At 72.0% G+C, this 25823-nt stretch carries 26 protein-coding genes; 14 read left to right on the plus strand and 12 right to left on the minus strand.

From position 1 onward, the window contains the following. The first annotated feature begins 56 nt into the window (after positions 1-56). Both ACH4OW_RS18300 and ACH4OW_RS18305 read left to right on the plus strand, forming a co-directional pair. Positions 57-719 (plus strand): response regulator transcription factor, encoded by a 663-nt coding sequence (locus tag ACH4OW_RS18300; RefSeq protein WP_360135565.1) that lies wholly within the window; start codon positions 57-59, stop codon positions 717-719. Beyond that, entirely contained in the window at positions 712-2109 is a 1398-nt protein-coding gene (locus tag ACH4OW_RS18305) for a HAMP domain-containing sensor histidine kinase (RefSeq protein WP_360135563.1), read from the plus strand. The genes ACH4OW_RS18300 and ACH4OW_RS18305 overlap by 8 nt, the downstream gene beginning before the upstream one ends. 3 nt (positions 2110-2112) lie before the next feature. Here ACH4OW_RS18305 and ACH4OW_RS18310 read toward each other — a convergent pair whose 3' ends face one another. From ACH4OW_RS18310 to ACH4OW_RS18325, 4 genes are all read right to left on the minus strand, one after another. Next, on the minus strand, positions 2113-2589 hold the full coding sequence (locus ACH4OW_RS18310; RefSeq protein WP_360135561.1) for a MarR family transcriptional regulator: 477 nt from the start codon (positions 2587-2589) through the stop codon (positions 2113-2115). A 105-nt stretch (positions 2590-2694) separates the two neighbouring features. Beyond that, positions 2695-3468: an AIM24 family protein gene (locus ACH4OW_RS18315; RefSeq protein WP_360135559.1), complete on the minus strand. Its 774-nt coding sequence runs from the start codon at positions 3466-3468 to the stop codon at positions 2695-2697. After that, positions 3465-4115 (minus strand): AIM24 family protein, encoded by a 651-nt coding sequence (locus ACH4OW_RS18320; protein ID WP_360135557.1) that lies wholly within the window; start codon positions 4113-4115, stop codon positions 3465-3467. Before ACH4OW_RS18320 ends, ACH4OW_RS18315 begins: the two co-directional genes overlap by 4 nt. After that, positions 4115-4723 (minus strand): AIM24 family protein, encoded by a 609-nt coding sequence (locus ACH4OW_RS18325; protein ID WP_398029085.1) that lies wholly within the window; start codon positions 4721-4723, stop codon positions 4115-4117. The genes ACH4OW_RS18320 and ACH4OW_RS18325 overlap by 1 nt, the downstream gene beginning before the upstream one ends. Before the next feature lie 159 nt (positions 4724-4882). On the opposite strand from ACH4OW_RS18325, the gene ACH4OW_RS18330 reads away from it, so the two are divergent. Beyond that, entirely contained in the window at positions 4883-5227 is a 345-nt protein-coding gene (locus ACH4OW_RS18330) for a DUF3817 domain-containing protein (protein ID WP_360135553.1), read from the plus strand. Then, entirely contained in the window at positions 5224-5529 is a 306-nt protein-coding gene (locus ACH4OW_RS18335; protein WP_398028878.1) for an MTH1187 family thiamine-binding protein, read from the plus strand. The genes ACH4OW_RS18330 and ACH4OW_RS18335 overlap by 4 nt, the downstream gene beginning before the upstream one ends. A 25-nt stretch (positions 5530-5554) precedes the next feature. On the opposite strand, the gene ACH4OW_RS18340 is transcribed toward ACH4OW_RS18335, so the two are convergent. Beyond that, positions 5555-6553, minus strand: a complete 999-nt coding sequence (locus ACH4OW_RS18340) for a DUF5937 family protein (protein ID WP_360135549.1) — start codon at positions 6551-6553, stop codon at positions 5555-5557. A gap of 122 nt (positions 6554-6675) precedes the next feature. Between ACH4OW_RS18340 and ACH4OW_RS18345 the strand changes: the two genes are divergently transcribed. The 4 genes from ACH4OW_RS18345 to ACH4OW_RS18360 all read left to right on the plus strand — a co-directional run bounded on the left by ACH4OW_RS18345 (position 6676) and on the right by ACH4OW_RS18360 (position 10216). After that, on the plus strand, positions 6676-7434 hold the full coding sequence (locus ACH4OW_RS18345) for a hypothetical protein (protein ID WP_398028880.1): 759 nt from the start codon (positions 6676-6678) through the stop codon (positions 7432-7434). Between the two features lie 67 nt (positions 7435-7501). After that, positions 7502-8011, plus strand: coding sequence for a MarR family transcriptional regulator (locus tag ACH4OW_RS18350; RefSeq protein WP_360135547.1), 510 nt, complete (start codon positions 7502-7504; stop codon positions 8009-8011). A 53-nt stretch (positions 8012-8064) separates the two neighbouring features. Next, positions 8065-8397 (plus strand): DUF3817 domain-containing protein, encoded by a 333-nt coding sequence (locus ACH4OW_RS18355; protein ID WP_030023405.1) that lies wholly within the window; start codon positions 8065-8067, stop codon positions 8395-8397. A 118-nt stretch (positions 8398-8515) separates the two neighbouring features. Continuing rightward, on the plus strand, positions 8516-10216 hold the full coding sequence (locus tag ACH4OW_RS18360) for a methylmalonyl-CoA mutase (RefSeq protein ID WP_398028883.1): 1701 nt from the start codon (positions 8516-8518) through the stop codon (positions 10214-10216). A 53-nt stretch (positions 10217-10269) separates the two neighbouring features. Here ACH4OW_RS18360 and secD read toward each other — a convergent pair whose 3' ends face one another. From secD to ACH4OW_RS18380, 4 genes are all read right to left on the minus strand, one after another. Continuing rightward, the gene (gene secD / locus ACH4OW_RS18365; RefSeq protein WP_398028885.1) at positions 10270-12612 is read right to left on the minus strand and encodes a protein translocase subunit SecD; all 2343 of its coding nucleotides are present in this window, start codon (positions 12610-12612) and stop codon (positions 10270-10272) included. Positions 12613-12676: 64 nt separating this feature from the next. Further along, positions 12677-13141, minus strand: a complete 465-nt coding sequence (locus tag ACH4OW_RS18370; RefSeq protein WP_360135541.1) for a hypothetical protein — start codon at positions 13139-13141, stop codon at positions 12677-12679. 90 nt (positions 13142-13231) lie between these two features. Beyond that, complete coding sequence (locus ACH4OW_RS18375; RefSeq protein ID WP_398028887.1) at positions 13232-14629, minus strand: sensor histidine kinase; 1398 nt, start codon at positions 14627-14629, stop codon at positions 13232-13234. Next, complete coding sequence (locus ACH4OW_RS18380; protein WP_398028889.1) at positions 14626-15381, minus strand: response regulator transcription factor; 756 nt, start codon at positions 15379-15381, stop codon at positions 14626-14628. Before ACH4OW_RS18380 ends, ACH4OW_RS18375 begins: the two co-directional genes overlap by 4 nt. Before the next feature lie 63 nt (positions 15382-15444). Between ACH4OW_RS18380 and ACH4OW_RS18385 the strand changes: the two genes are divergently transcribed. Continuing rightward, positions 15445-16611 (plus strand): UDP-N-acetylglucosamine--N-acetylmuramyl-(pentapeptide) pyrophosphoryl-undecaprenol N-acetylglucosamine transferase, encoded by a 1167-nt coding sequence (locus ACH4OW_RS18385; RefSeq protein ID WP_398028891.1) that lies wholly within the window; start codon positions 15445-15447, stop codon positions 16609-16611. Then, on the plus strand, positions 16608-17630 hold the full coding sequence (locus tag ACH4OW_RS18390) for a GDP-mannose 4,6-dehydratase (protein WP_398028893.1): 1023 nt from the start codon (positions 16608-16610) through the stop codon (positions 17628-17630). The genes ACH4OW_RS18385 and ACH4OW_RS18390 overlap by 4 nt, the downstream gene beginning before the upstream one ends. Before the next feature lie 31 nt (positions 17631-17661). Here the strand turns inward: ACH4OW_RS18390 and ACH4OW_RS18395 are convergent, their stop codons facing one another. After that, positions 17662-18378: a TetR/AcrR family transcriptional regulator gene (locus ACH4OW_RS18395; RefSeq protein ID WP_398028895.1), complete on the minus strand. Its 717-nt coding sequence runs from the start codon at positions 18376-18378 to the stop codon at positions 17662-17664. A 346-nt stretch (positions 18379-18724) separates the two neighbouring features. On the opposite strand from ACH4OW_RS18395, the gene ACH4OW_RS18400 reads away from it, so the two are divergent. From ACH4OW_RS18400 to ACH4OW_RS18415, 4 genes are all read left to right on the plus strand, one after another. After that, complete coding sequence (locus ACH4OW_RS18400) at positions 18725-19696, plus strand: tetratricopeptide repeat protein (RefSeq protein ID WP_398028897.1); 972 nt, start codon at positions 18725-18727, stop codon at positions 19694-19696. Between the two features lie 612 nt (positions 19697-20308). Next, the gene (locus ACH4OW_RS18405; RefSeq protein WP_398028899.1) at positions 20309-20941 is read left to right on the plus strand and encodes a DUF6230 family protein; all 633 of its coding nucleotides are present in this window, start codon (positions 20309-20311) and stop codon (positions 20939-20941) included. A 147-nt stretch (positions 20942-21088) separates the two neighbouring features. Then, entirely contained in the window at positions 21089-21595 is a 507-nt protein-coding gene (locus tag ACH4OW_RS18410) for a DUF6114 domain-containing protein (protein WP_398028901.1), read from the plus strand. Beyond that, positions 21585-22970: a hypothetical protein gene (locus ACH4OW_RS18415; RefSeq protein ID WP_398028903.1), complete on the plus strand. Its 1386-nt coding sequence runs from the start codon at positions 21585-21587 to the stop codon at positions 22968-22970. The genes ACH4OW_RS18410 and ACH4OW_RS18415 overlap by 11 nt, the downstream gene beginning before the upstream one ends. Before the next feature lie 78 nt (positions 22971-23048). On the opposite strand, the gene pyk is transcribed toward ACH4OW_RS18415, so the two are convergent. Both pyk and ACH4OW_RS18425 read right to left on the minus strand, forming a co-directional pair. Beyond that, positions 23049-24476 carry a pyruvate kinase gene (gene pyk / locus ACH4OW_RS18420; RefSeq protein ID WP_398028905.1) on the minus strand — a complete coding sequence of 476 codons (1428 nt, stop codon included), beginning with the start codon at positions 24474-24476 and terminating at the stop codon, positions 23049-23051. Between the two features lie 116 nt (positions 24477-24592). Beyond that, positions 24593-25804, minus strand: a complete 1212-nt coding sequence (locus ACH4OW_RS18425) for an acetate kinase (protein ID WP_398028907.1) — start codon at positions 25802-25804, stop codon at positions 24593-24595. Positions 25805-25823: the final 19 nt, after the last annotated feature.

A 25823-nucleotide genomic window follows, 5' to 3' on the forward strand; every position in this document is an offset into this window, starting at 1 on the left:
AGCCAGGCTGAAGTCACCTGAAGCGGGCTTCAGCAACGCGATGGCATCGTGGGCGCATGCGTCTGTTGATCGTGGAGGACGAGAAGCGGCTGGCTGTGTCGTTGGCCAAGGGGCTGACGGCCGAGGGGTACGCGGTCGATGTGGTGCACGACGGCCTCGAAGGGCTGCACCGGGCGGGTGAGGGCGCGTACGACCTGGTGGTGTTGGACATCATGCTGCCGGGGATGAACGGCTATCGCGTGTGCGCGGCGCTGCGCGCGGCGGGGCATGACGTGCCGGTGCTGATGCTGACGGCCAAGGACGGGGAGTACGACGAGGCGGAGGGGCTGGACACCGGCGCGGACGACTATCTGACGAAGCCGTTTTCGTATGTGGTGCTGGTGGCGCGGGTGAAGGCGCTGCTGCGCCGCCGTGGGCGGACGGCGTTGCCCGTGTTGCGGCTGGGGGAGTTGAGCATCGACCAGGGGGCGCGCCGTGTGGAGCGCGGCGGTGTGGAAGTGGTGTTGACGGCGAAGGAGTTCGCCGTGTTGGAGCAGTTGGCGTTGCGCGCGGGCGACGTGGTGTCGAAGGCGGAGATCTTGGAGCATGTGTGGGATTTCGCGTACGAGGGCGACATCAACATCGTCGAGGTGTACGTGAGCGCGCTGCGGCGGAAGCTGGGCGCGGGCATGATTGCGACGGTGCGTGGTGCCGGGTACCGGCTGGTGTCCGGTGCGTAGGGTTTTCGGGAAGGTCCGGGTCCGGGCCGCGGTGGGTGCCTCGCTGGTGGTGGCGTTGGCGCTGGTCGCGGCGGGGACGGCGTTGCTGCTGGTGTTGAAGACCAATCTGGTGGGTCAGGCGGATCTGCAGGCGGAGAACGCCGCGCGGGAGGTCGCGACGCAGATCGCGACCGGCAAGCCGTACGAGAAGCTGGATCTGCCGGACGGGGACGAGCGTCCGGTGGTGGTGCTGTCCGAGGACGGGCGGGTGCTGGCGGCGGGTGAGGACGTGCGGGCGGTGGACGGGAAGGCCGTGACGGAGCGGCATCCGCCGGCCGCGCGGCAGCCGGACGACGATGACGACGACGATCACGAGATCAAGCCGGGCGAGGTCGGGGACAAGGCGCGGCTCACCGGTGGTACGGCGACGGTCGGCCACCGTACGGCGGATTACCGGTTCGCCACCGTCGAGGCCAAGGACACTCAGGGCGGCAAGGCCGTCGTACGGGCCGGGGCACCGTTGGCGGCGGAGCAGGAGGCGGTGGGCTCGGTGCGTACCGCGATGCTCATCGGGCTGCCCTGCCTGCTGCTGGTGGTGGCGGGGGTGACCTGGCTGGTGACGCGGCGGGCGCTGCGGCCGGTGGAGGGGATCCGGAGGGAGATGGCGGCGATCACGGCCAGCGCCGACCTGTCGCGGCGGGTGCCGGAGCCGGGGTCGCGGGACGAGATCGACCGGCTGGCCCGTACGACCAACGAGACGCTGGGCGCGCTCCAGGAGTCGGTGGAGCGGCAGCGGCGGTTCGTCGCGGACGCCTCGCACGAGTTGCGCAGCCCGATCGCGAGCTTGCGGACGCAGTTGGAGGTGGGGATCGCGCACCCGGAGCTGCTGGACGCGGAGGGCGCGGTGGAGGACGCCGTACGGCTGCAGAACCTGGCGGCCGACCTGCTGTTGCTGGCGCGGCTGGACGCGGGGGAGCGGCCGGCGGACGCGCGGATCGACCTGGCGGCGCTGGTGCGGGAGGAGGTCTCGCAGCGGGTGGGGGACCGGTTCGCCGTGGAGGTGGGCGAGCTGGCGGGGGTGGAGGTCGCCGGGTCGCGGAGCCAGCTCGGGCGGGTGCTGGGGAATCTGCTGGACAACGCGCAGCGGCACGCGCGCGGCAGCGTACGGGCGAGTGTGGCGCGTGAGGGCGGGTGGGCCGTGCTGCGGGTCGAGGACGACGGGCCCGGGGTACCGCCGGAGGAGCGGGAGCGGATCTTCGAGAGGTTCGTGCGGCTGGACGACGCCCGCAGCCGCGACGACGGCGGGGCCGGTCTGGGCCTCGCCATCGCCCGTGACGTCGCCGAGCGGCACGGCGGCACGCTGGCCGTGCGCGAGGGTTCGGTGTTCGCACTGCGGCTGCCGGCGGTGTAGCCGTCAGATCTTGCCGCGGCGGCCTCTGAGATGTTCGGCCACCGGGGCCAGGGACTCTCTCAGGGAGTCGAGGTTCTCGGGGGTGAACAGGTCGATGAAGTGCCGGCGTACGGATGCGACGTGGTGCGGCGCGACCCGGCGCATGGTGTCCCAGCCTTCGTCGGTCAGTACCGCGTAGAGGCCGCGGCGGTCGGACTCGCAGCTTTCGCGGCGCACCAGGCCGGCGTTCTCCATCCGGGTGATCTGGTGGGACAGGCGGCTCTTGGACTGGAGGGTGGCGGCGGCCAGGTCGCTCATGCGCAGCCGCCGGTCCTCGGCCTCGGAGAGGTTGACCAGGATCTCGTAGTCGTTGTTGGTCAGTCCGAACGGCTGCAGATCGCGCTCCAGCTGGTGCATCAGCAGCCTGCTGACGTCCAGGTGGGTGCGCCAGGCACGCTGCTCCCGGTCGGTCAGCCAGGGAGTGTCGCTGTCGGTCGTCATGAATGAATTCTACCCGTGAAAGTTGAATATCGAATTAGTCATGGCTCTGTGACGTGGCTCAGGCGCTTGCTCAGGCGTTCGAGGTCACCGTCCGCAGACTACCGCTCACAGCCCGAAGCGGCGCTGGAGGCCCCCGAGCCCGCCCGGGAGCTGCGGCAGTTGTGAGCCACTTTGGCGAGTTGCCTCGCCCCCGCCCGGCACCCCCGCATCGGCCGTGATCTCGCCCGTGGCCAGCTCCGGCATCAGCTGCTCGGTGGACTGGAGCAGCACCGTGCCGGCCCCGACGAACTCGAACTGGTGCTCCTCGCCGGAGACTCCGCCCAGGCCCGTGTGCGCCCGTACGCCGCCGAGGAATCCGCGCAGGTACTGGTGGTCGTAGTGGTGGCAGGGCGAGGGGCAGTCGGCCCAGCCCACCAGGGCCTGCGGGTCCACCCGGATCGGCGGCTCCATGAAGACGACCGGGCCGTTGGAGGCGGCCACGAACTTGCCCGTGCCGATGAGCGTCAGGAAGCCCGGGATGATCGACTGCTTCAGCGACAGAGATGGCTGAAAGGCGAGCAGGTTGCCCGAGCGAATGGTCAGGTTGCCGTCTTCCAAATCGTAGGAATTGACGTCGAATGCCCGGTCGGCGAGGAGCATCTTGCCCTGGCCCTCGGCGACGACCCAGTCCGCCGCGTGCAAAGGCGAATGGAAACTGTGGGCGACGAGGCGGTCCAGCGCGCCGTGCCCGATGCCCTGGAAGTCGATCCGCCCGTAGTAGGCGATCATCTTCCCCTTCTGCAGGAACCACTGGCCGTTCAGGTCCACGCTGAACGTGTAGTCGTTGACGTTGTCGTCCGAGGGGAGCGTGTGGGGGTCGTGGATGACGGGACCGGTCACAGTTTCTCCTCCGACGCCTGTACGTAGACGGTGCCCTGGCCGGACAGCTCCAGCTGGAACGCTTCTCCCGAGCCGCGGCCGACCATGTCGCGCCAGCCGAGGGCCGTGGAGAGCTTGTTGCGGACGTCGCCGCGGTGCGCCACGTACGCCTGCGGGTCGACGTGTACGGGCCGCTGCGGGGTGATCGGCAGCTCGATGACGCCGCCGTGCGCCATCACGGCCACCGCCCCCTGTCCCTTGAGGGTCGTGGTGAACAGGCCCTGGCCGGTCACCTGGCCGCGCACCATGCCCATCACGCCGCCCTGCGACCCCATGAACATCGTGCCCTGCTGGAGCGTCCCGTCGAAGGCGAGCAGCCGGTCGGCCTCGACGTACAGGGTCTCGCCGGTCAGGTCGACGACGTGGATGTGGTGGCCGCCGTGGCCGAAAAGGACCGTTCCGCTCCCTTCCACGGTCATCAGGGGCGTCGCCTCGTTGGCGATACGGCGGCCGATCATCGAGCCGATGCCGCCCTGGCCGCCCTGGATATTGGGGGTGAAGCTGACGTCGCCCTGGTAGGCGAGCATCGCGCCGCGCTGGCTGTACATCCGCTGCCCCGGGCCGATCTGCGCGCGCACCATGCGGGAGTTGACGGGGGTGAACGGCATCAGACCTCCCCGCCGATCGTGTTGCGCTCGCTGGGCTGTACGTACACCAGGCCCTCGCCCTCGAAGCGGATCTGGAAGGATTCGCCGGAGCCTTCTCCTATGAAGGTGCGGAAGTTCACTCCGGACTGGAAGTGCTGCTTGAGGTCGCCGGTGTGCGCGACGTACGCGCCGGGGTCGACCTGGAGCGGGTACTGCTTGGTGACGCGCAGCACCACGGCGGGGCCGTCGGAAATGATCGCGGCCTGGCCGCTGCCCTCGACGGTGGTGGTGAACAGGCCGTTGCCCTGCGAGGCGCCGCGCAGCCCGGTGAAGGTGGTGCCGGTGCGCAGCGACGCGTCCGTGCACAGCAGGTTGCTGGACTCCACGTACAGCTTCTCGCCGTGCAGCTGTACGAGGTTGATCTCGCTGGCGCGGTCGGCGAAATAGCAGGTGCCGTGGCCTTTCACCTCCATCACTTCCATCTGTTCGCCGGTCAGCCGGCGGGTGACCATGCCGCGCAGCCCGTCACCGCCGCCGGTCATCTTCTTGAACGTCATCTGGCCGTCGTAGGCGACCATCGAGCCGTTCTTCGCCTTCACGGCATCGCCGGTCATGTCGACGGCGAGCACTTTGCTCCCCTGGAGCCGAAACTGAGCCACAGGATCGAAGGTAACCGGCGTGCCGACCCCTGAACAGTGATCCTTTGCGGGCCTGCAACAATGGTGACGCTCTTGTGAAATGACGCACAAGCGCCCCGTGTCGCCACCTGCCACCCGAACGAGGTTCCCGTGGACATCAAGACCGCATCCGCCCTGCGCCGGCTCCGCCTGGCGTCCGTGCCCGAAGCCGCTTCCTGGTTGCTGCTGATCGTCTGCACCATCCTGAAGTACACGACCGACTTCAACGCGGTGCCGGTCCTGGGCCCGGTGCACGGCGTGCTGTTCATCCTGTACGTGCTCTTCTGGCTGGACGCCTGGAACCGCACGAAGTGGTCCTTCGGGACCGCCGCCCTCTACTTCGCCCTGTCCATCGTGCCGACCGGCGGGTTCATCGCCGACCGCCGCCTCAAGCGGGAGGCCGAGGCCGTCGTCATCGCCGCGCGCGCCCGCAGGGAAGGCGTGGTCAACGCATGATCGTCGCATTTTCGGTGAGCCCGCTGGGGGTGGGTGAAGACGTCGGTGAGTACGTCGCCGACGCCGTACGGGTGGTCCGCGAGTCCGGGCTGCCCAACCGTACGGACGCCATGTTCACCTCCGTCGAGGGCGAGTGGGACGAGGTCATGGACGTCGTCAAGCGCGCCGTGGCCGCCGTGGAGGCCCGCGCCGGACGCGTGTCGCTCGTCCTGAAGGCCGACATCAGGCCCGGTGTCACCGACGGCCTCACCTCCAAGGTCGAGACCGTCGAGCGCCACCTCGCGGCGGGCTCCGAAGGCTGAGGGACCGACCCCCGCCCGCGCGCTCTCAGTCCGGCAGCGCGCCGCCCGCGCTGAGCGCGATGCCCAGCGGCGTGCGCTCGTACAGCACCTGGTGCCCGTGCCGGCGCGACGTCAGCAGCCCGGCGTCGCGCAGCACGGACAGCTGCGCCGAGACCGACGAGGGCGCGAGCCCCAGCCGGTGGGCCAGGGCCGTGGTGGACGCGGGCTCGTGCAGCGCCGTGAGCACCGCGGCCCGGTTCACGCCGAGCAGCCTGGCCAGCGCCGGGCCCGTCTCCGGCTCGTTCCACAGCCCGCCGATGCCGCGTGCCGGGTAGACGACGGTGGGCTGCCAGTGCGGTTCGAAGGCGCTGATCACGTCGGGCCACACGAAGACGCTCGGCATCAGCAGCACGCCCCGCCCGTCCAGGTCCTGGATCTGGAGGAACCGGGCGCGGGTGCGCACCGTGAGGGTGTCGCCCGACCAGGTGATCCGCGGGTCGAGGTCGGCGAACAGCCCCGCCAGCCCGCCGGTCGCCAGCTGCCGTGACCGGTAGGCGACCTCGGCCTCCAGCAGGGCGCGCAGCCGCGGCCAGTCCGGGGCCAGCAGCGCGTGCCAGGCCCGTTCGGTGACGTCGGCCAGTTCCCGTACGGCGCCCGCCGGGTCGGCCAGCATCGCGCGTCCCTGCGGGGAGTCGGCGGCGCCCGGCGTGCAGGCCAGCGACTTGGCCAGCTCGGCGCGGGCGATGGCCGGGTCCGTGGCCCGTACCCGCGCCAGCTCCTCGTCGAAGGAGGCGAGCGGCGACTTTGGTGGCGGGCCCAGGAAGTCCGGGGTGTAGCCGGGCTGCGGGGACGGCATCAGGAGCCGCAGCGCGGACAGGTCGAGTCCGGTCAGCGCCTCGCGCATCCGCCGCAGCCACGGCAGGTGGTAGCTGTGCCGGTCGGTGTGTTGCAGCGTCCGTACGGCCTCGTGCGTCTCGCACAGCGGCGAGATGCCGAAGCGGATGCGCAGCAGGTCCTCCGCGCCGAAGCGCATGTCCAGCGGCATGGCCGTGGCCCCCCTTTTCCTTGCCCTCTCTTAACTCTTCCCGGCCGGAAACCCGTCCCGGCACGCATTCGGCTGTGGACGAAAGACTGGGGTCCCGGCGGCCGCGTCGGCACGCTGCCGCCATGCCACCGCCCTCCGGGCCCGGTGCGGACCGGGAGGCCGGTGCCGGATACCGGGCCGTCTTCGCCGTACCGGAATTCCGCCACGTCTTCGCCGCGCACCTCCTGTCCACGCTCGGCGTGGTCCTGTGCGAGATCGCCCTGTCCGTGCTCGTCCACCGGCTCACCGGCTCCCCGCGTACACGGGCCGCGACGCTCGGCGACGTCCTGGGCGAGGGCGACCTGTTCGTCCTGGGGCGCTCGGTGATCCGCATCATCAACCAGAGCGGGCAACTGGCCGGGTTCGCCGCCGGGGGGCTGCTGCTGTGTGCCATGCCGGTCGGGGCGATCACCGGCGAGGCCCTGGCCGGCACCTTCCTCGGCCCGCGTGCCCGTGCCCGGCTGACGTTCCCGCTGGGTGTCTTCTGCGTGCTGCCTTCCCTGGGGTTCGCCGCGCGGCCCTCGCTCGGCTGGGCGGTCCTGCTGCTCGTGCTGACCGGCACCGGCATCGCGTACAACTTCGGCGTGGACCGCTGGTTCGTGGCCGCCGTCCCCGACGAGCTGCTGGGGCAGGCGATGACGGTGATGCAGGCGGGACGTATGACGATCATGGGCCTGGGGATGGGCGCGGCAGGCGCCGCCGCCGAGTACGCCCCACTGTGGGTGGTGATGCCGGCGGGCGGCGTGGTGGGGGCGGTGTCCGTGCTGCTGGTGGTGTCCGAGGTACGGCGGACCGGCGGTGACCGGTTCCCGGCCCCCGATGCCGCGGGTATCCCGGCGTGACCCCGTACGGGTACCGAAAACTGAGACGGGGCTGACCACGATATGACCGACCGGTAGGGTCGAAGGCGTGCCGAAGCCGCTCAGTCTCGCCTTTGACCCCATCGCCCGCGCCGATGAACTGTGGCAGCGACGTTGGGGAGCCGTGCCGTCCATGGCCGCGATCACCTCGGTCATGCGCGCCCACCAGATCCTGCTGTCCGAGGTGGACGCGGTCCTCAAGCCGTACGGGCTGACGTTCGCGCGGTACGAGGCGCTGGTGCTGCTCACCTTCTCCAAGGCGGGGGAGCTGCCCATGTCGAAGATCGGCGAGCGGCTGATGGTCCACCCGACCTCGGTGACCAACACCGTGGACCGGCTGGTGAAGTCCGGGCTGGTCGACAAGCGCCCGAACCCGAACGACGGGCGCGGCACGCTCGCCTCCATCACCGACCGGGGGCGCGAGACCTGCGACCGGGCCACCCGCGACCTGATGGCGATGGACTTCGGCCTGGGCGCCTACGACGCCGAGGAGTGCGCGGAGATCTTCACGATGCTGCGGCCGCTGCGGGTCGCGGCCGGTGATTTCAAGGACGGCTGATCCGTGGTAGGGGCGGCGAAGATCGCCCCGGAACGGGCGGTTACGCTCGGACCATGAAACGAAGCGTGCTGACCCGCTACCGGGTGATGGCCTACGTCACTGCCGTGATGCTCCTCGTGCTGTGCGCCTGCATGGTGGCCAAGTACGGCTTCGACACGGGCAAGGACCTCACCCTCGTGGTCTCCCAGATCCACGGCGTGCTCTACATCATCTACCTCGTCTTCGCCTTCGATCTGGGCTCCAAGGCGAAGTGGAAGTTCGGCAAGCTCCTGTGGGTGCTGATCTCCGGCACCATCCCGACCGCCGCCTTCTTCGTCGAGCGCAAGGTCGTCCGGGAGATCGAGCCGCTGGTCGCGGACGGTACGCCGCAGCCCGCGAAGGTCTGAGACGGCCGGGCCGCCGGGCTCCGGCCCGGCAGCCCCGTACCGCTTGAGGGGGGCTCTCCGGTGACTTCCGGCCGCCAGCCATCGACAATTACTAGGACGTCCTAGTAAATTTGCAGGCATGGACGCTGATGCGATCGAAGAGGGCCGCCGCCGCTGGCAGGCCCGGTACGACTCCGCCCGAAAGCGGGACGCGGACTTCACCACGCTCTCCGGCGACAGCGTGGAGCCGGCGTACGGCCCCCGTCCCGGCGACTCGGTCGAGGGCTTCGAGCGCATCGGCTGGCCGGGGGAGTACCCCTTCACGCGCGGCCTGTACCCGACCGGCTACCGCGGCCGCACGTGGACCATCCGCCAGTTCGCCGGCTTCGGCAACGCCGAGCAGACCAACGAGCGGTACAAGATGATCCTCAAGGCGGGGGGCGGCGGACTCTCCGTGGCGTTCGACATGCCCACGCTGATGGGGCGGGACTCCGACGACCCGCGCTCGCTCGGCGAGGTCGGCCACTGCGGTGTCGCCATCGACTCGGCCGCCGACATGGAGGTCCTGTTCAAGGACATCCCGCTCGGCGACGTGACGACCTCGATGACGATCTCGGGACCGGCCGTCCCGGTCTTCTGCATGTACCTGGTCGCCGCCGAGCGCCAGGGCGTCGACCCGGCCGTCCTGAACGGCACGCTCCAGACGGACATCTTCAAGGAGTACATCGCGCAGAAGGAGTGGCTCTTCCCGCCCGAGCCCCACCTGCGCCTGATCGGCGACCTGATGGAGCACTGCGCGCGCGGCATCCCCGCGTACAAGCCGCTCTCGGTCTCCGGCTACCACATCCGCGAGGCGGGCGCGACGGCCGCGCAGGAGCTGGCGTACACCCTCGCCGACGGCTTCGGGTACGTGGAGCTGGGCCTCTCCCGCGGCCTGGACGTGAACACCTTCGCGCCAGGGCTGTCCTTCTTCTTCGACGCCCACCTGGACTTCTTCGAGGAGATCGCGAAGTTCCGGGCCGCCCGCCGCATCTGGGCCCGCTGGATGCGCGACGTGTACGGCGCGACCAGCGAGAAGGCCCAGTGGCTGCGCTTCCACACGCAGACCGCGGGTGTCTCGCTGACCGCCCAGCAGCCGTACAACAACGTCGTCCGCACGGCCGTGGAGGCGCTGGCCGCGGTCCTCGGCGGGACGAACTCCCTGCACACCAACGCGCTGGACGAGACCCTCGCGCTGCCCAGCGAGCAGGCCGCGGAGATCGCGCTGCGCACGCAGCAGGTGCTGATGGAGGAGACCGGCGTCGCCAACGTCGCGGACCCGCTGGGCGGCTCGTGGTTCGTCGAGGCGCTGACCGACCGGATCGAGGCCGACGCCGAGAAGATCTTCGAGCAGATCAAGGAGCGGGGCGCTCGGGCGGTGCCGAACGGCGAACACCCCATCGGCCCGATGACCTCCGGCATCCTGCGCGGCATCGAGGACGGCTGGTTCACCGGCGAGATCGCCGAGTCCGCCTTCCGCTACCAGCAGGCGCTGGAGAAGGGCGAGAAGAAGGTCGTCGGCGTCAACTGCGCCCACGGCTCGGTCACCGGCGACCTGGAGATCCTGCGCGTCAGCCACGAGGTCGAGCGCGAGCAGGTACGGGTGCTGGGGGACCGCAAGGCGGCCCGCGACGACGCCCGGGTGCGCTCCTCGCTGGACGCGATGCTCGCCGCCGCGCGCGACGGCGGCAACATGATCGAACCGATGCTGGAGGCCGTGCGGGCCGAGGCGACGCTCGGCGAGATCTGCGACGTGCTGCGCGACGAGTGGGGCGTGTACACGGAGCCCGCGGGGTTCTGACAGCCGTACGGCCGGGGGGCGGGGCCGTGTGCGGTCCCGCCCCCGGTCCGGTGTCAGACCACCGCGCCGTTTCCGGCCCTGGCCCTGTCGCGGGGGCGGGATGCGGGTGTCTCAGGGGCCGGGTGGCGGCCCTCCAGGACGACGGCGGCCGGGGTGGCCGTGAAGACCGTCGAGGCGATGCCGAAGAGCACGCCCGCGAGCAGCGCCACGGAGAAGTCGGCCAGCGAGTCGCCGCCCAGCACCGCGAGCGCGGCGAGGACGAACAGGGCGCCCATGCCGGTGTTCACCGTACGGGGCACGGTCTGCACGATCGCCCGGTCGGCGAGCCGGGCGAGGCCCTGCGCACCGCGCGCGGCCCGGCTGCCCTTGGCGGCGCGCCGCAGTTCCCGTACGCGGTCGAAGAGCACGACCGTGTCGTTGACGGAGTAGCCGACGACGGTCAGCAGCGCCGCCAGGAAGACGCTGTCCACCGGCTTGCCCAGCCAGGCGAACAGGCCCACCACCAGCACCACGTCCTGCACCATGGCGAGGACCGCCGCCGTCGCGAACGTCCAGCGGAACCGGACGCTCAGGTAGACCAGCTGGGCGGCGACCGCGATGCCCAGCGCGATCAGCGCCTTGCCGCGCAGCTCGCTGCCCATGCTGGGCCCGATCTTCTCGTCCCGCTCGACCTCGGCCGTGCCGCCGGGCACCTGGAGGGCCGCGCGGATACGTTCCTGCTCGGCGTCGGTCAGCTGCTCGGTCCGTACGGCGATGCCGCCGTCACCCGACTCCTGCACGACCGCCCGCGGGAAGCCCGCCTCCGAGACGGCCGCGCGCGCCGTATCGGCGTCCACCGTGCGGCTGGTGCTGTACTCGACGAGCCGGCCGCCGGTGAACTCCACGCCGAACTCCAGGCCGCGGACGCCGATTCCGGTGACGGCGAGCAGCAGCAGGCCGGCGCCGATGCCCAGCCAGGTGCGGCGGTGCCGCATCAGCCGCGGCTCGCGGCGGGCCAGCCACCGCCGTACCCGCCCTTCGGACGCCATGCCGGTGATCGCGGGCCGCCGCTGCACGGAGCGGCGGCGCACCGCCCACTCCGCCAGCACCCGGGTGATGACCAGCGCCGAGACCATCGAGGCCAGCACGCCGATGGACAGGGTGACACCGAAGCCCTTGACCGGTCCGGTGGCGAAGAAGAACAGCAGGCCAGCGGCGAGCAGCGTGGTGACGTTCGAGTCGACGATCGCGCTCCACGCCTTGCCGAACCCCTCGCGCAGCGGGCGCCGCAGATCGCCGCCGGAGCGCGCCGCGCGGCGCGCGTACTCCTCCCTGGCCCGCTCGAAGACCAGCACGTTGGCGTCCACCGCCATGCCGATCGCGAGCACGAACCCGGCGAGCCCCGGCAGGGTGAGGGTGGCGCCGAGGGCGACGAGGACGGCGTACGAGATCAGCCCGTACGCGGCGAGCGCGACCGTGGCCAGCGCGCCCAGCAGCCGGTAGACGACGATGACGAACGCGCCGGTGCACAGCAGGCCGATGACCGCCGCGGTGGCGCTGGCCTTGATCGCGTCGGCGCCCAGCGTCGGGCCGACGGTGCGCTGTTCGACGACCTCGACGGGGACCGGCAGGGCGCCGCCCTTGACGAGGGCCGCCAGGTCGCGGGCCTCGGCGTCGCCGAACCCGCCGGTGATCTGGGCGCTGCCGCCCGCGATGCCGGTCTTGCAGGGCACGCTCTGCTGCATGCCGGGCGCCGAGATGACCCGCCCGTCCAGGACGATCGCCACCCGCCGGGCCGGATCGCCGGGCGCCGCGCACGCGGCCTGCCCGGTGACCCGCGCCCAGGCGTCGGCGGCGGCGCCGCGGAACGCCAGGTCGACGGTCCAGCCGCGGCCGCCCTGCGCGTCGAAGACCGCCTCGGCGTCCTTGACGCCCTCACCGGTCAGCGCCGGCGGTCCGAGCCGCAGGGCCCGGCCGGGCGCGTCGGGGTCGGGGAGGACGCGGGCGCGGTCTCCCTTGGCCTTCGCTTCCGGTGTGCCCTTCGGGTCCTGCGTCGTACCGAGGACGGGGTGGAACGTGAGCTGCGCGGTACGGCCGATGACTTCGACGGCCTCCTTCGGGTCCCGTACACCGGGCAGCTCGGCGACGATGCGCTTTTCGCCGGAGCGGGACAGCGACGGTTCGGCGACACCGAGCGCGTCGACCCGCTGCCGCAGCACCTCCAGGGTCCGGTCGGTGGCGGCGGCGTCGGCGCGGGTGGTGGGCGAGTCCTTGGTCTCCAGCACGATCTGGGTGCCGCCGCGGAGGTCGAGGCCGAGGCGGGCGGGTGTGGTCAGGGCGAAGAACAGCGACACGGCGACGACGGCGAGCGCGATCAGCGCACGCCAGGGTCGCCGCGCCGGAGCGCGGGACGGCATGGGTCTCCCCTTCAGGGATACGGAGGCGGGGCGCGGGCCGGCGGGCGGCCGTACGCCTGGGGTGTCAGCTGCTCCGTACGAAGGGGGGACCGCGCGGACTGCGCGGGGAGTAGCGGGCCGGGGGCGGGGCCCGTTCCTGTCGTGGGCCGACGGTTTCGCCGTGCCCGAAGGGGGAGTGGTACGGGGCGGGCGCGGCGGAGGGCAACGCGCCCTGGAGGCCGGGGAAACGCGGGTGCGGGAGGACCGCGTACGCGGGGGTGGTGGCGGTCTGGCGGGCCACCGGGCGGTCCGGCGCCGGCCGCGCGTCGGCCCGTGGCTGACCGGGCGCGGTGTGCGCGGTGAGCACCTGGGGTGCGGCGGACGATGGCTGGGAAGCGGTGCCGGCGAGGCCGGAAGAGGCCGCCATCAGCGGGCCGGCTGCGGTGCTCGCCGTTCCGGACGTGCCGGCCAGGACCAGCAGGACGGCCCACAGCCCGGCCAGCGCGCGGGGCAGGAAGCCCGGCAGCGCACGGCGCGCTCGTCTGCTCACCGCCCGCCCTCCCGATCCGCCCGTCCGGCCCCTGTACCCAGCCGTGATCCAGGCCGCGATTCCGGCCCAGGGTAGTACGCCGCCCCAGTCCTACCCCGCAGGGAAGCGGAGACGGAAGAGCGCACCGCCGCCCGGCGCCTGCGCGGCGGTGAGTTCGGCGTGGTGCGCGCGGGCGATCTGGCGCGCCATGGCCAGGCCCAGCCCGGACCCGGGCAGCGCGCGGGCCGCCTCGGCACGGTAGAAGCGGTCGAAGACGTGCGGCAGGTCCTCGGCCGCGATGCCGGGGCCGTGATCGCGCACGGTCAGCTCCAGCGCGTCCCCCGCCACGGTCAGTCCGGTCTCGACCGGGCCGCCGGGCGGCGAGAACTTCGCCGCGTTGTCCAGGAGGTTGGACAGCAGCCGGGACAGCCGCGCCGGTACGCCGGGGACCGTCACCCCGGCCGCCGCCCCGTCGGTCCTGGACGTGAAGGTGATCTCCGGCCAGTGGCCGCGTGCCGCCTCCACCGCGTGCGCCAGCAGCGCCGCCGGGCGCACCTGCTCGACCAGCGGCTGCGGTTCCTCGTCCCGGGCCAGTTCGATCAGGTCGTTGACGAGGGTGGTGACCTCGCGCAGCTGGCGGCCCAGGGCGCCGGACGCGCGGTCGCGCTGCGCTGCGGTCAGCCGGTCGGCGCGGGCCAGGAGTTCGGCGTTGGTGCGCAGCGCGGTCAGCGGGGTGCGCAGCTCGTGGGAGGCGTCCGCGACCAGCCGGCGCTGCGCGGCGACCGACTGCTCCAGCTCGCCGAGCATGGTGTTGAAGCTGGCGGCCAGCCGGGTGACCTCGTCCTCGCGCCCGGGCGGCCCGGCGGGCAGCTCGATGCGGTGCCGGGCGTCGCGGGTGGCGGCGATGCGTTCGGCGGTGGCGGTGAGCCGGGCGACCGGGGCCAGGCCGGTGCGCGAGACCCAGTAGCCGAGCCCGGCCGCCAGCAGGACGCCGGCGCCGCCGACCCCGGCCAGTGCCAGGGAAGCCTTCTGTACGCCGCGCTCCACGAGGTCCGAGCGCAGCGCCACCTGGAGTGCCAGGTCCTTGCCGCGCAGCCGCACGGTGTACATCCGCACCGGGTATCCGGCCACGGTCAGTTGCTTGTAGTACGGCGCGCGCCGGCCGGCGGCGACCTCGCGGGTGGCGTCGTCGACCGGCAGCGCGTAGGGCTCACGCGGATCCCTGGACTTGTCGGCGGGGACCGACTGGAGGCAGGGCACGGCCGGGTACTGGCAGCCCTTGTCACCGGCCGACGGGCCCTCCTGGCGGTACTGCTCGGTGTGCTGGGCGGCTGTCTGGGCCAGGCCGAATTCGAGTTGGCGGATCATCTGGTGGCGGGTGATGAAGATGGCCGCGACGCAGATGCCGACCGCCACCAGGGCCACGGCCGCGGACGCGGCGATCGCCAGCCGCGTCCGCAGCGGGCGGCGGCGCCGCCAGCGCGCGCCCAGGCCGCGCCGCCCGCTCACGCCCGTCCCGCCTGGTCCAGGCGGTAGCCGACGCCGTGCACGGTGTGCACCAGCCGGGATTCGCCGCCCGCCTCCAGCTTGCGGCGCAGGTAACCGACGTACACGGCGAGGGAGTTGGAGTCGGGGCCGAAGTCGCGGCCCCAGACCCGCTCCAGAATCACCTCGCGCGGCATCACCTGCCCGGGGTGCAGCAGGAGCAGTTCCAGCAGCGCCCACTCCGTGCGGCTGAACTCCAGCGGCCGGCCGCCCCGGTGGCCGGTGCGGGTCACCGGGTCGACGACCAGGTCGGCGAAGGACAGCGAGGTGTCCTCGACGGCGGCGGCCGACGCGCGGCGCAGCAGCGCCCTCACGCGCGCGACCAGTTCGTCCAGCGCGAACGGCTTGACGAGGTAGTCGTCGGCGCCCGCATCCAGCCCGTCGACCCGCTCGCTGACCGAGTCCAACGCGGTCAGCACGAGGATCGGCGTACGGTCGTCCAGCGCGCGCAGCCGGCGGCACACCGCGAGGCCGTCCAGGACGGGCATCATGACGTCGAGGACGATCGCGTCCGGCTGCCAGGAGGCGACCTCCGAGAGCGCGGCCAGCCCGTCGGCGGCGCCGCGCACCGCGTAGCCCTCCACGCTGAGCCCGTCCTCGACGGCGGCCCGTACCTCCGGTTCGTCGTCGACGACGAGGATCTTCGGCGGGGGCGCGGTGGCGGGCTGCTGGGCGGCGCTCCGGTGCGCGGGGTGCGGTGCAGGCGTGGGCGGCATGCACACAGGCTGCCAAACGACGGTCTTAGAACCTTCTTAGGGCGCTTCGCGAGCGTGGCGGCCATGCGCACACCACTCTCAGTCGTCATCGGCGCGGGCGGTACCGGCGGCCACATCTATCCCGGGCTCGCCCTCGCGGACGCCCTGCGCCGGGCCGTGCCCGGCGCGGTGGTCTCCTTCGTCGGTACGGAACGCGGGCTGGAGACGCGGCTCATCCCGCAGGCCGGCTACCGCCTGCACACCGTGGACATGATCCCTTTCGACCCGTCGCTCGGCGCCAAGCGCTACCTGCTGCCCGCGGCGCTGCTGAGATCCGGCAACCAGTGCCGTTCGATCCTGCGCACCCAGGGCGCCCAGGTCGCGGTCGGCATGGGCGGCTACCCGAGCGCGCCGGTCATCGTCGGCGCGCGGCTGGCGGGGCTGCCCAGCCTGATCCACGAGTCCAACGCGGTGCCGGGCCGGGCCAACAAGTTCGCCGCCCGGCTCACCCCGCACATCGCCCTCGCCTTCGACCGCAGCCGCGAGCACCTGGCGGGCGGGGAGCAGGCCGAGACGGTCGGCATGCCGCTGGTCGGCCCGCTGGCGACGCTGGACCGTACGGCCCTGCGGGCGCGGGCCCGCCGCGAGCTGGGCGTACCGGCGGGCGCCCGCCTCCTGCTCGTCAACGGCGGCAGCCTGGGCGCGGCCCGCCTCACCGAGGCGGCGGTGGGCCTGGCGGCCAGGTACCGGTCCCGTACGGACCTGCGGCTGCTGGTCAAGACCGGGCCCGCCGCCCTGGAGGAGACCAGGGAGCGGCTGGTCGCGACGGGCGGCGCGGCGGTCGCCGAGGCCGTCCCGTACCTGGACCGGATGGACCTGGCCTACGCCGCAGCCGACCTGGTGGTGTGCCGGGCCGGTTCGGCGACCGTCGCGGAGCTGGCGACGATCGGCATGCCGGCCGTCCTCGTCCCGTACCCGCACGCGCCCGGCGACCACCAGACGCACAACGCCCGGGTGCTGTCCGACGCGGGCGCCGCCGCGCTGCTGCCGGACGGCGAGACCACGGCGGAGCGCCTGGACGCGCTGGTCACGCCGCTGCTGGACGACCCCGACCGGCTGGCCGCCATGGGCCAGGCCGCCGACCCGGGCACCCACTCGCGGGCCGCCGACCTGCTGGCCGCCAAGGTCCTCGCGCTGGCCGGCCACCCCGCCGCGCACCCCACCACCCCCTACCTGAAGGAGTCGGCATGAGCACCAACGAGAAGCACGCCGCCATGGAAGCCCGCTGGAAGGGCCGAACGGTCCTGGTCACCGGCGCCGAGGGCTTCATCGGCTCGACGCTGGTGGACCAGCTCGTCGGGTACGGCGCGCAGGTCCGCGCCCTCGTCCACTACAAGCCGTACGCGGACAAGGGCCACCTCGCGCACCACCTGACGCCCGGCAGCCCGGTCGAGATGATCGCGGGCGACGTGCGCGACCCCGGCCGGGTGGCGGACGCGGTGGCCGGCTGCGACACCGTCTTCCACCTCGCGGCCCTCATCGGCATCCCGTACAGCTACGACTCGCCCGGCGCCTACGTCCAGACCAACGTCGTCGGCACCGAGAACATCGCCGAGGCGTGCCGCCGGCACTCCGTGCGCCGCCTGGTGCACACCTCCACCAGCGAGGTGTACGGCACCGCGCTGACCGCGCCGATCAGCGAGGACCACCCGCTTCAGCCGCAGTCCCCGTACTCCGCCTCGAAGATCGGCGCGGACATGATGGCGCTGTCCCACTGGCACGCCTTCGAACTGCCGGTGACGGTCGTGCGCCCGTTCAACACCTACGGCCCGCGCCAGTCCGCGCGCGCCGTCATCCCCACCATCCTGGCGCAGCTGCACTCCGGCTCCCGGCAGATCAGGCTGGGCTCGCTCGCGCCGACCCGCGACTTCACCTACGTCACCGACACCGCGGCCGGGTTCCTGGCGATGGCCGACTGCGACCGGGCGCTGGGCGAGGTCGTCAACCTCGGCACGGGGCGCGAGATCTCCATCGGCGACCTGGCGCGGGCCCTGATAGCCGCGTCCGGGCGGGACGCCGAGGTGGTGGTGGAAGGGTCCCGGCTGCGGCCCGCCGGCAGCGAGGTCCAGCGACTGCTTTCGGACAATTCGCGGGCGCGCGAGTGGGCTTCGTGGACGCCCGAAGTGTCCCTGGAAGAGGGGTTGAAGCGGACTTCCGAGTGGGTCGCGGAGAACGTGCACCTGTTCGCGGCGGACCGGTACCAGGTCTGAGCCCGCCCGGACGACGGGCCGGTCCGGGGCGCTACGCGCCGGGCGGGCCCGTCTCCGCGAGCCCGCCCATCCCGGCCAGCAGTAGCGTGCTGAACTGCTGCGCCCACAGCTCGTCCACCGGCTCCGCGCTGACCAGCGCCCGGTGCACCACCGCGCCCGCGATCACGTCGAAGATCAGCCCCACCGCGCGCCCCGCGGCCGCCGCGCCCTCCTCGCCGGCCGGGTCCGGCGGCAGCTCCCCGCGCGCCTGGGCCCGCTCCCGCCCGAGGACCACCAGCCGCTTCTGCCGCTCCACCACGGCGCTGCGGATGCGGAGGCGCAGCGCCTCGTCGGTGGTGGACTCGGCGACCACGGCCATCAGCGCCGTCTTGGTCTCCGGACGCGCCAGCAGCGCCGCGAACTCCAGGACGACGCCCTCGATGTCGGCCTGGAGGCAGCCGCGGTCGGGCAGTTCGAGTTCGTCGAAGAGGACCGCCACGGCGTCCAGGACCAGTTCGTTCTTGTTGGCCCAGCGGCGGTAGAGGGTCGTCTTGGCGACTCCGGCGCGGGCCGCCACGTCGCTCATCGTGAGCTTGCCCCAGCCCAGTTCGACCAGCGCGGCGCGGGTGGCGCCGAGGATCGCGCGGTCCGCCTCGGCGCTGCGCGGCCGGCCCGTGCGGCCGCCGTGGCCGGTCCGGCCCTTGGGGCCCGTACCGTCCGCGGTGGCGCTGGTGCCGGTGAGGGGGCAGCGGTGCATGCGGGCGACCATACCGGCCAGTAGGAGCCACTGAGCCCTCCCTGGTGAGGCAGATCACTCGCCGGGTTGGGAGGAGGGCTTGCCGGGGCGGGGCGCCGGACAGTTACGCTACGGGTCGTAGCGAAAGGGTGTGCCCATCGGGCGCGCCCCGGACGCGACAACCACAGGCAGCGGGTGGGGACCCGCCGCCACGGCAGTACCACCGGCCCCTCGGGACCGGTGTGAACGCGGCACCCCTGTCCTGCGCCGCACTCCGGCGGGACGCACGGACGGGCCCGGCGCCGCGAGCGTTTTCGCGCACCGTGAATTTTCGGCACCGCTTTTCGCAACGGTCCGCGGAAGGGGGGAGGATAGGCCCATGCAGCCACGCAACATGTCCATGAGTGGAGTCGTCGACCTCGCCGCGGTGAAGGCGGCCGGGGAAGCGAAGCAGAAGGCCGAGCAGGCGCGCGCCGAGGCGGCCCGCACCGGCCGGCCCGCCGGCGGCGGTGCCCGCCTGGTGTTCGATGTCGACGAGGCGGGATTCCAGCAGGACATCCTCCAGCGCTCCACCGAGGTCCCGGTCGTCATCGACTTCTGGGCCGAGTGGTGCGAGCCGTGCAAGCAGCTCGGTCCGCTGCTGGAGCGGCTGGCGGGGGAGTACGCCGGCAAGTTCGTCCTGGCCAAGATCGACGTCGACGCCAACCAGACGCTGTTCCAGCAGTTCGGGGTGCAGGGCATCCCGGCGGTCTTCGCGGTCGTCGCGGGCCAGCCGATCCCGCTGTTCCAGGGCGCGGCCCCGGAGGCGCAGATCCGCCAGGTGCTGGACCAGCTCGTGCAGGCCGCCGAGCAGCAGTTCGGGATCGTGGGCGCGCCCGTCGACCCGGCCGTGGCCGGTGCCGCCGAGGCCGAAGAGGCTCCCGCGCCCGTCGGCCCGTACGACGCGCTCCTGGAGGCCGCGAGCCAGGCGCTGGACAACGGCGACCTCGACGGCGCCGTCCAGGCGTACAAGAACGTGCTCGCCGACGACCCGGCCAACCCCGAGGCCAAGCTGGGCCTCGCGCAGACCGAGCTGCTGCGCCGGGTCCGGGACCTGGACCCGCAGGCGGTGCGCAAGGAGGCAGCCGACGCTCCCGGCGACGTGTCGGCGCAGATCAAGGCGGCCGACCTGGACCTGGTCGGCGGACATGTCGAGGACGCGTTCGGGCGGCTGGTGGACGCCGTCCGGCGCTCGGCGGGCGAGGACCGCGAGGCCGCCCGGGTCCGGCTGCTGGAGCTCTTCGAGGTCATCGGCGCCGACGACCCGCGGGTGATTTCGGCGCGTACGGCACTGGCGCGGGTGCTTTTCTGACCTCCCGGCGCGCCTCCTCCGGCGTCTCCTGAGGCGCTGGGACCTCATCCCTGACAGCGGCCACGTTTTACCAAATCTTGGTAATCGTGGCCGCTGTTACTTTGGGTAAGAGAAGCGTGGGTTTTCGTTCGTGTTTGACCCTGATTTCCCCATGTCTCATCACCGTTAGCGACAACCCTGGGTGCCCGGCCGATTCCGGGCCGTCGCGCGCCGGTTATCTCTCCGTTACTCGCAAGTAACGAACCCCTTGTGCGACGGCCGCCGATGCACCACGATCGGCCACGCTCGGTCCATTCCCGCCGCCCGGCAACCGGTCGGCGCCGCGGGGTTCCTGGGTCCCCACCGAGTGGCCGGCGGCACCGACGCCGGTCCTGGACAGGGGGGTTCCTGCTCACCCGGCAGGGCCTGTCCGCACGGTCGCGCGAGAGCGCGGCCAGTGGTTGTCGCTCGGGGGTGATCGCCGGTGCTTCGGAACGCAGTACGCCTGTACGCCTCCGATACGGGCGCTCTCCTTCCCGAGGACGTAGCACTTCTCCCATCCCAGGTACGGCCGCCGCCTCGTCCGAGGCCCGGGCCGCAACCGGAGATGTACGTCCGAGAAGGAGGAAAGTCATGGAGTCCCTGGCTCGTGGCGGGACCAGATGGAAGCGGTTCGCCGTTGTCATGGTGCCGAGCGTCGCGGCGACGGCTGCCATCGGAGTCGCCATCGCACAGGGTGCGCTGGCGGCATCGTTCAGCGTCTCCGGCCAGCAGTTCAAGGTCACCGCGTCCGAACTGGACGGTGAGGGCTTCGTCCAGTACGGAGCACTCGACGGCGGCGACAAGGGCCAGCACCCGGTCGCCGTGGTGGGCATGAACTCCGCGGAGATCACCAACCTGTGCCAGTCGGTCGTCGTGCCGGTGCCGGTCTTCGGCGACGTGACGATGCAGCTCAAGGCAGGCGGCAAGGGCGGCCCGCGGGTCGAGGCGAAGAAGCTCTACATCGACGCCGACGACCTGAAGACCAACGCGACGTTCACCAACGTCGACATCGGTGTCTCGGTGGACCACACCACCAAGGGTCCCGGTCCGGCGAAGCCCGGCGAGGGCGGCCGGGGGCAGCACCTCCCCAACTCCTTCGCGCAGCAGGCCGACAGCGTGCACTTCGAGAAGGTCCAGCAGCGCGCCTGGGCCACCACGGCCGGCACGTTCAAGCTCAGCGGTCTGCACATGAACGTCAGCCGGGGCAAGAACGAGTGCTACTGACGCACTGAGCGCACGGGTGCGGGACGCACGCCGGGCGGTGGCACCGCCCACCGCCCCGCCCGTCCCGTACCCGTACGCCCGTAGCCACCACAGCGCGTACCTCAGCGCACGTACCACCGATGAGCCAGTCCCGAGGAGCTGTACGACATGAGCGCCGACACGCGACCACGGCTGAACGAGAACATCGGCCGAAAGCGCACCTCGTTCCGGGAGTGGCGGGGCCAGCGCCCGTTCTGGGGCGGGGTGCTGACGCTGCTGGCCGGCTTCCCGATCATGTACATCCCTTACGCGAACCTCACGATCGGTTCGCTGACCGTGCGTATGGCGACGACCGCGGGCGCCGGCTCGCTGATCATCGGCGTACTCCTGGTCGTACTCGGCCTGACCATGTGGTTCCAGCCCGCCTCCCGCGTCTTCGCCGGAGTGGCGGCGATCCTGCTGTCCCTGGTCTCCCTGGTGGTCTCCAACTTCGGCGCCTTCGTGGTCGGCTTCGCCCTGGGACTGGTCGGCGGCGCGCTGGGCGTCTCCTGGGCCCCGGGCAAGCCGGTCGCCCCCGAGGGCGGCGAACCGGCCGGGCCCGCGGGCGGCGCGCCCGGCGACCTGTCAGGAGCGAGCCCGGTCAACGGGGCGAACGGGGGGCACAGTGCCGGGTGACGAGCTGCACGAGATGGGCGCGGCCGCGAAAGGCGCGAGAACCGGGCCGCGCCACGCGGCGCCGCGCAAGCCGCTGCTGACCCGGCTGCACGTGCCCGCCGGCAAGGCGATCGCCATCGCCGCCATGCCGTCCGCCGTCCTGATGGGCATGGGCCTGACGCCGCAGCTGGCGATGGCCAAGCCGCAGCCGGAGAACCCGTTCAAGAAGGGCCCGTGCGTCAGCGCGCCGGACACGGCGGAGCAGGACGCCAAGGACAAGGCCGAGAAGGACAAGGCCGAGAAGGAGAAGGCGGCCAAGGAGAAGGCCGAGAAGGAGAAGAAGGACAAGGCTGCCAAGGACAAGGCCGCCAAGGACAAGGCTGCCGAGGACAAGACGGATAAGGCGGACAAGGCGGACCAGGGCGGGTCCGGCAAGGCGTCCGGTGGCGCGGGTGGCAAGGACACCGCCCCGGCGCCCACCCCGTCAGCCCAGGCCCCGGGCCGGGCCAAGGACACCCCGAAGCCCGCCCCTACCCCGTCCGCCGACCCGTCCCCCTCCGCGTCACCCACGCAGGAGAACCCCTGGTACGACCCGCTGGGCCTGGGCAAGAAGCTGCACGACGCCCTTCACCCCGGCCAGACCAGGCCCGGCGCTCCGGGCACGAAGCCCACTCCGTCCCCGTCCTCCGGCAAGGACAAGGGCAAGGACACGGACTCGGGCAGTACGCCCGGCAAGCCCGCCGACGGCAAGGCCACCGACCCGCTCAAGGACGCCGGGGACAAGGCCGGGAAGGCCGTGCAGGACGGCAAGGACAAGGCGGACGACGCCAAGGACAAGGCGGGCGACGCCCTTCCGTCGCCCTCCCCGTCCCCCAGCGGCAGCGCGGACCCGGGCTCCCCCGACGCGGACGGCAAGAAACCCTTCCCCTGCGTCGAGGAGAAGAAGGTCGCCGGCAAGGACGAGCAGGCCCCGGCCATCGTCCCGAACCAGCCCTGGTACCTGGAGTCCAGCGGCCTGACCCTGCGCGGCCTGGACTACGAGGGCGTCGTCAACCTCACGATGCCCAACGGCCGGACGAAGCAGGCCCTTAAGTTCACCGCCGACAGCATCGACATCGGCGACCTCCACCAGATCGTCGACGGCCAGGCCGGGAAGAAGTACCACGTCCAGGCGGCCAAGGGCTCCACCTCGACGATCCGCGGCGGCAAGGTCACGATGTACACCGAGCGTCTCCAGGGCAACCTCTTCGGCCTCATCCCGATCGTTTTCGACCCGGAGCACCCGCCGCCCCTGAACGTCCCCTTCGCCTACTTCACCAAGGTGAAGATCACCCAGGCGGGCCAGTTCGGCGGCACCCTGACGATCCCGGGGCTGCATCAGTCGATCACGGGCTGAGCCCGGCATACGCGTACGGCGGTGGGCCGCACCCCCGAGGGGATGCGGCCCACCGCCGTGTTCGGGTCCTGCCGCGCGTCAGCCGCGCTCGCCGCCCAGGTGGTGGACGCGGACCATGTTGGTGGTGCCGGGGACGCCGGGGGGCGAGCCGGCGGTGATGATCATGGTGTCGCCGTCGTTGTAGCGCTGGAGCTTCAGCAGCTCGGCGTCGACCAGGTCGACCATCTCGTCGGTGTGCTCCACGTGCGGCACGACGAAGGTCTCCACGCCCCAGCTCAGCGCGAGCTGGTTGCGGGTCGCGGCGTCCGTGGTGAAGGCCAGGATCGGCTGGGCCGCGCGGTAGCGCGACAGGCGGCGGGCGGTGTCACCGGACTTGGTGAAGGCCACCAGCGCCTTGCCGTTGAGGAAGTCGGCCATCTCGGCGGCCGCGCGGGCCACCGCGCCGCCCTGCGTACGGGGCTTCTTGCCCGGGACCAGCGGCTGCAGGCCCTTGGACAGCAGCTCCTCCTCGGCCGCCTCGACGATCTTCGACATCGTCTTGACGGTCTCGATCGGGTACTGGCCGACCGAGGACTCCGCGGAGAGCATGACCGCGTCGGCGCCGTCCAGGATCGCGTTGGCGACGTCGGACGCCTCGGCGCGGGTCGGCCGCGAGTTGGTGATCATCGACTCCATCATCTGGGTCGCCACGATCACCGGCTTGGCGTTCCGCCGGCACATCTCCACCAGGCGCTTCTGCACCATCGGGACCTTTTCGAGGGGGTACTCGACGGCGAGGTCGCCGCGGGCGACCATCACGCCGTCGAAGGCCGCCACGACCTGCTCCATGTTGGCGACCGCCTGCGGCTTCTCCACCTTGGCGATCACCGGTACGCGCCGGCCGACCTCGTCCATGACGCGGTGCACGTCGTTGACGTCCTTGGCGTCCCGCACGAAGGACAGCGCGACCAGGTCGCAGCCCATGTTCAGCGCGAACTTCAGGTCGTCGATGTCCTTCTCGGACAGCGCCGGGACGTTGACCGCCGCACCGGGCAGGTTGATGCCCTTGTGGTCGGAGATGACGCCGCCCTCGATGACGATGCAGCGCACCCGCGGGCCGTCGACCTCGATGACCTGGAGCGCCACATTGCCGTCGTTGATCAGGACCGGGTCGCCCTTGGAGACGTCAGCCGGCAGGCCCTTGTAGGTCGTGCCGCAGATGGTCTTGTCGCCGGGCACGTCCTCGGTGGTGATGACGAACTCGTCACCGCGCACCAGCTCGACGGGGCCGTCGGCGAAGGTCTCCAGGCGGATCTTGGGGCCCTGGAGGTCGGCCAGCACGCCGATGGCGCGGCCGGTCTCCTCGGCGGCCTTGCGGACGCGGTGGTAGCGCTCCTCGTGCTCCGCGTGGGTGCCGTGGCTCATGTTGAATCGGGCCACGTTCATGCCGGCCTCGATCAGCGTCTTCAGCTGGTCGTAGGAGTCGACGGCGGGGCCCAGGGTGCAGACGATTTTGGAACGGCGCATGGCTCAATCCTATCGTTTGTTTCGGAGCGGAATAATTGGGGCTCGGGTGCCCGGATGCGAGGTGGCGGCCAGGCGCCGCGCCGATGCCGGCGGCGCCTGGCAGCAGATGCCGTAGGTCAGTTGCTGACCAGGGCGTATGTCTGGTTGGCGATCTCCAGCTCCTCGTCGGTGGGGACGACGGCGACCGCGACACGGGCGTACTCCGGCGATATCAGCCGCGCCTCGTCGGACCGTACGGCGTTCAGGTCGGCGTCCACCGCCAGCCCCAGTTCCTCCAGGCCCTTGACCGCGGCCTCGCGCACCGGGGCCGCGTTCTCGCCGACGCCCGCGGTGAACGCCACCGCGTCCACCCGGCCCAGCACCGCGCTGTAGGCGCCGATGTACTTCTTCAACCGGTGGATGTAGATGTCGAAGGCGAGCGCGGCCTGCCGGTCGCCCTCGTCGATGCGGCGGCGGATCTCCCGCATGTCGTTGTCGCCGCACAGCCCGATCAGTCCGCTCTTCTTGTTGAGCAGCACGTCGATCTCGTCCGCGTCCATGCCCGCCACCCGCTTGAGGTGGAACACCACGGCCGGGTCGATGTCACCGGAGCGGGTGCCCATGACCAGGCCCTCCAGCGGGGTCAGGCCCATGGAGGTGTCCACGCAGCGGCCGCCGGCGACCGCCGAGGCGGAGGCGCCGTTGCCCAGGTGCAGCACGATGACGTTGACGTCCTCGGGCGCCTTGCCGAGCAGCTCGGCGGTCTTGCGCGAGACGTACGCGTGCGAGGTGCCGTGGAAGCCGTAGCGGCGGATGCGGTGCGCGTCGGCGGTCTCCACGTCGATGGCGTAGCGCGCCGCGTACTCCGGCATCGTGGTGTGGAAGGCGGTGTCGAAGACCGCGACCTGGGGCAGGTCGGGGCGGAGCGCCCGGGCGGTCTTGATGCCGGTGATGTTCGCCGGGTTGTGCAGCGGCGCGACCGGCACCAGCCGCTGGATCTCCTTGAGCACCTCGTCGTCGATCACGGTCGGCTCGGTGAACTTCAGACCGCCGTGCACCACCCGGTGGCCGATCGCCGCCAGCTCGGGCGAGTCCAGGCCGAGCCCGTCCGCCGCCAGCTCGTCGGCGACCGCCCGCAGCGCCTCCTCGTGGTCGGCGATGCGGGATTCGCGCTCCCGCTTGCCGCCGCCCGTGGCCAGCGGGGTGTGTGCCAGGCGCGAGGTCTCTTCCCCGATGCGCTCGACTAGGCCCACGGCGAGCCGCGCGCCGTCGCTCATGTCGAGCAGCTGGTACTTCACCGACGAGGAGCCGGAGTTGAGGACGAGGACGCGGGTGGCATTGGCAGTCATGAAGCAGCTTTCCGTTGGT

The organism is Streptomyces sp. NPDC017056, from assembly GCF_044332485.1.
Classification (GTDB): domain Bacteria; phylum Actinomycetota; class Actinomycetes; order Streptomycetales; family Streptomycetaceae; genus Streptomyces.

Bases quoted from the DNA above. Each gene is read 5' to 3' on its own strand.
- ACH4OW_RS18385 (WP_398028891.1), top strand. From the start codon at position 15,445: ATGCGCACACCACTCTCAGTCGTCATCGGCGCGGGCGGTACCGGCGGC.
- ACH4OW_RS18335 (WP_398028878.1), top strand. From the start codon at position 5,224: ATGATCGTCGCATTTTCGGTGAGCCCGCTGGGGGTGGGTGAAGACGTC.
- ACH4OW_RS18300 (WP_360135565.1), top strand. From the start codon at position 57: ATGCGTCTGTTGATCGTGGAGGACGAGAAGCGGCTGGCTGTGTCGTTG.
- pyk (WP_398028905.1), bottom strand. From the start codon at position 24,476: ATGCGCCGTTCCAAAATCGTCTGCACCCTGGGCCCCGCCGTCGACTCC.
- ACH4OW_RS18360 (WP_398028883.1), top strand. From the start codon at position 8,516: ATGGACGCTGATGCGATCGAAGAGGGCCGCCGCCGCTGGCAGGCCCGG.
- ACH4OW_RS18380 (WP_398028889.1), bottom strand. From the start codon at position 15,381: ATGCCGCCCACGCCTGCACCGCACCCCGCGCACCGGAGCGCCGCCCAG.
- ACH4OW_RS18425 (WP_398028907.1), bottom strand. From the start codon at position 25,804: ATGACTGCCAATGCCACCCGCGTCCTCGTCCTCAACTCCGGCTCCTCG.
- ACH4OW_RS18340 (WP_360135549.1), bottom strand. From the start codon at position 6,553: ATGCCGCTGGACATGCGCTTCGGCGCGGAGGACCTGCTGCGCATCCGC.
- ACH4OW_RS18345 (WP_398028880.1), top strand. From the start codon at position 6,676: ATGCCACCGCCCTCCGGGCCCGGTGCGGACCGGGAGGCCGGTGCCGGA.
- ACH4OW_RS18310 (WP_360135561.1), bottom strand. From the start codon at position 2,589: ATGACGACCGACAGCGACACTCCCTGGCTGACCGACCGGGAGCAGCGT.
- ACH4OW_RS18320 (WP_360135557.1), bottom strand. From the start codon at position 4,115: ATGCCGTTCACCCCCGTCAACTCCCGCATGGTGCGCGCGCAGATCGGC.
- ACH4OW_RS18410 (WP_398028901.1), top strand. From the start codon at position 21,089: ATGAGCGCCGACACGCGACCACGGCTGAACGAGAACATCGGCCGAAAG.
- secD (WP_398028885.1), bottom strand. From the start codon at position 12,612: ATGCCGTCCCGCGCTCCGGCGCGGCGACCCTGGCGTGCGCTGATCGCG.
- ACH4OW_RS18390 (WP_398028893.1), top strand. From the start codon at position 16,608: ATGAGCACCAACGAGAAGCACGCCGCCATGGAAGCCCGCTGGAAGGGC.
- ACH4OW_RS18395 (WP_398028895.1), bottom strand. From the start codon at position 18,378: ATGGTCGCCCGCATGCACCGCTGCCCCCTCACCGGCACCAGCGCCACC.
- ACH4OW_RS18400 (WP_398028897.1), top strand. From the start codon at position 18,725: ATGCAGCCACGCAACATGTCCATGAGTGGAGTCGTCGACCTCGCCGCG.
- ACH4OW_RS18405 (WP_398028899.1), top strand. From the start codon at position 20,309: ATGGAGTCCCTGGCTCGTGGCGGGACCAGATGGAAGCGGTTCGCCGTT.
- ACH4OW_RS18355 (WP_030023405.1), top strand. From the start codon at position 8,065: ATGAAACGAAGCGTGCTGACCCGCTACCGGGTGATGGCCTACGTCACT.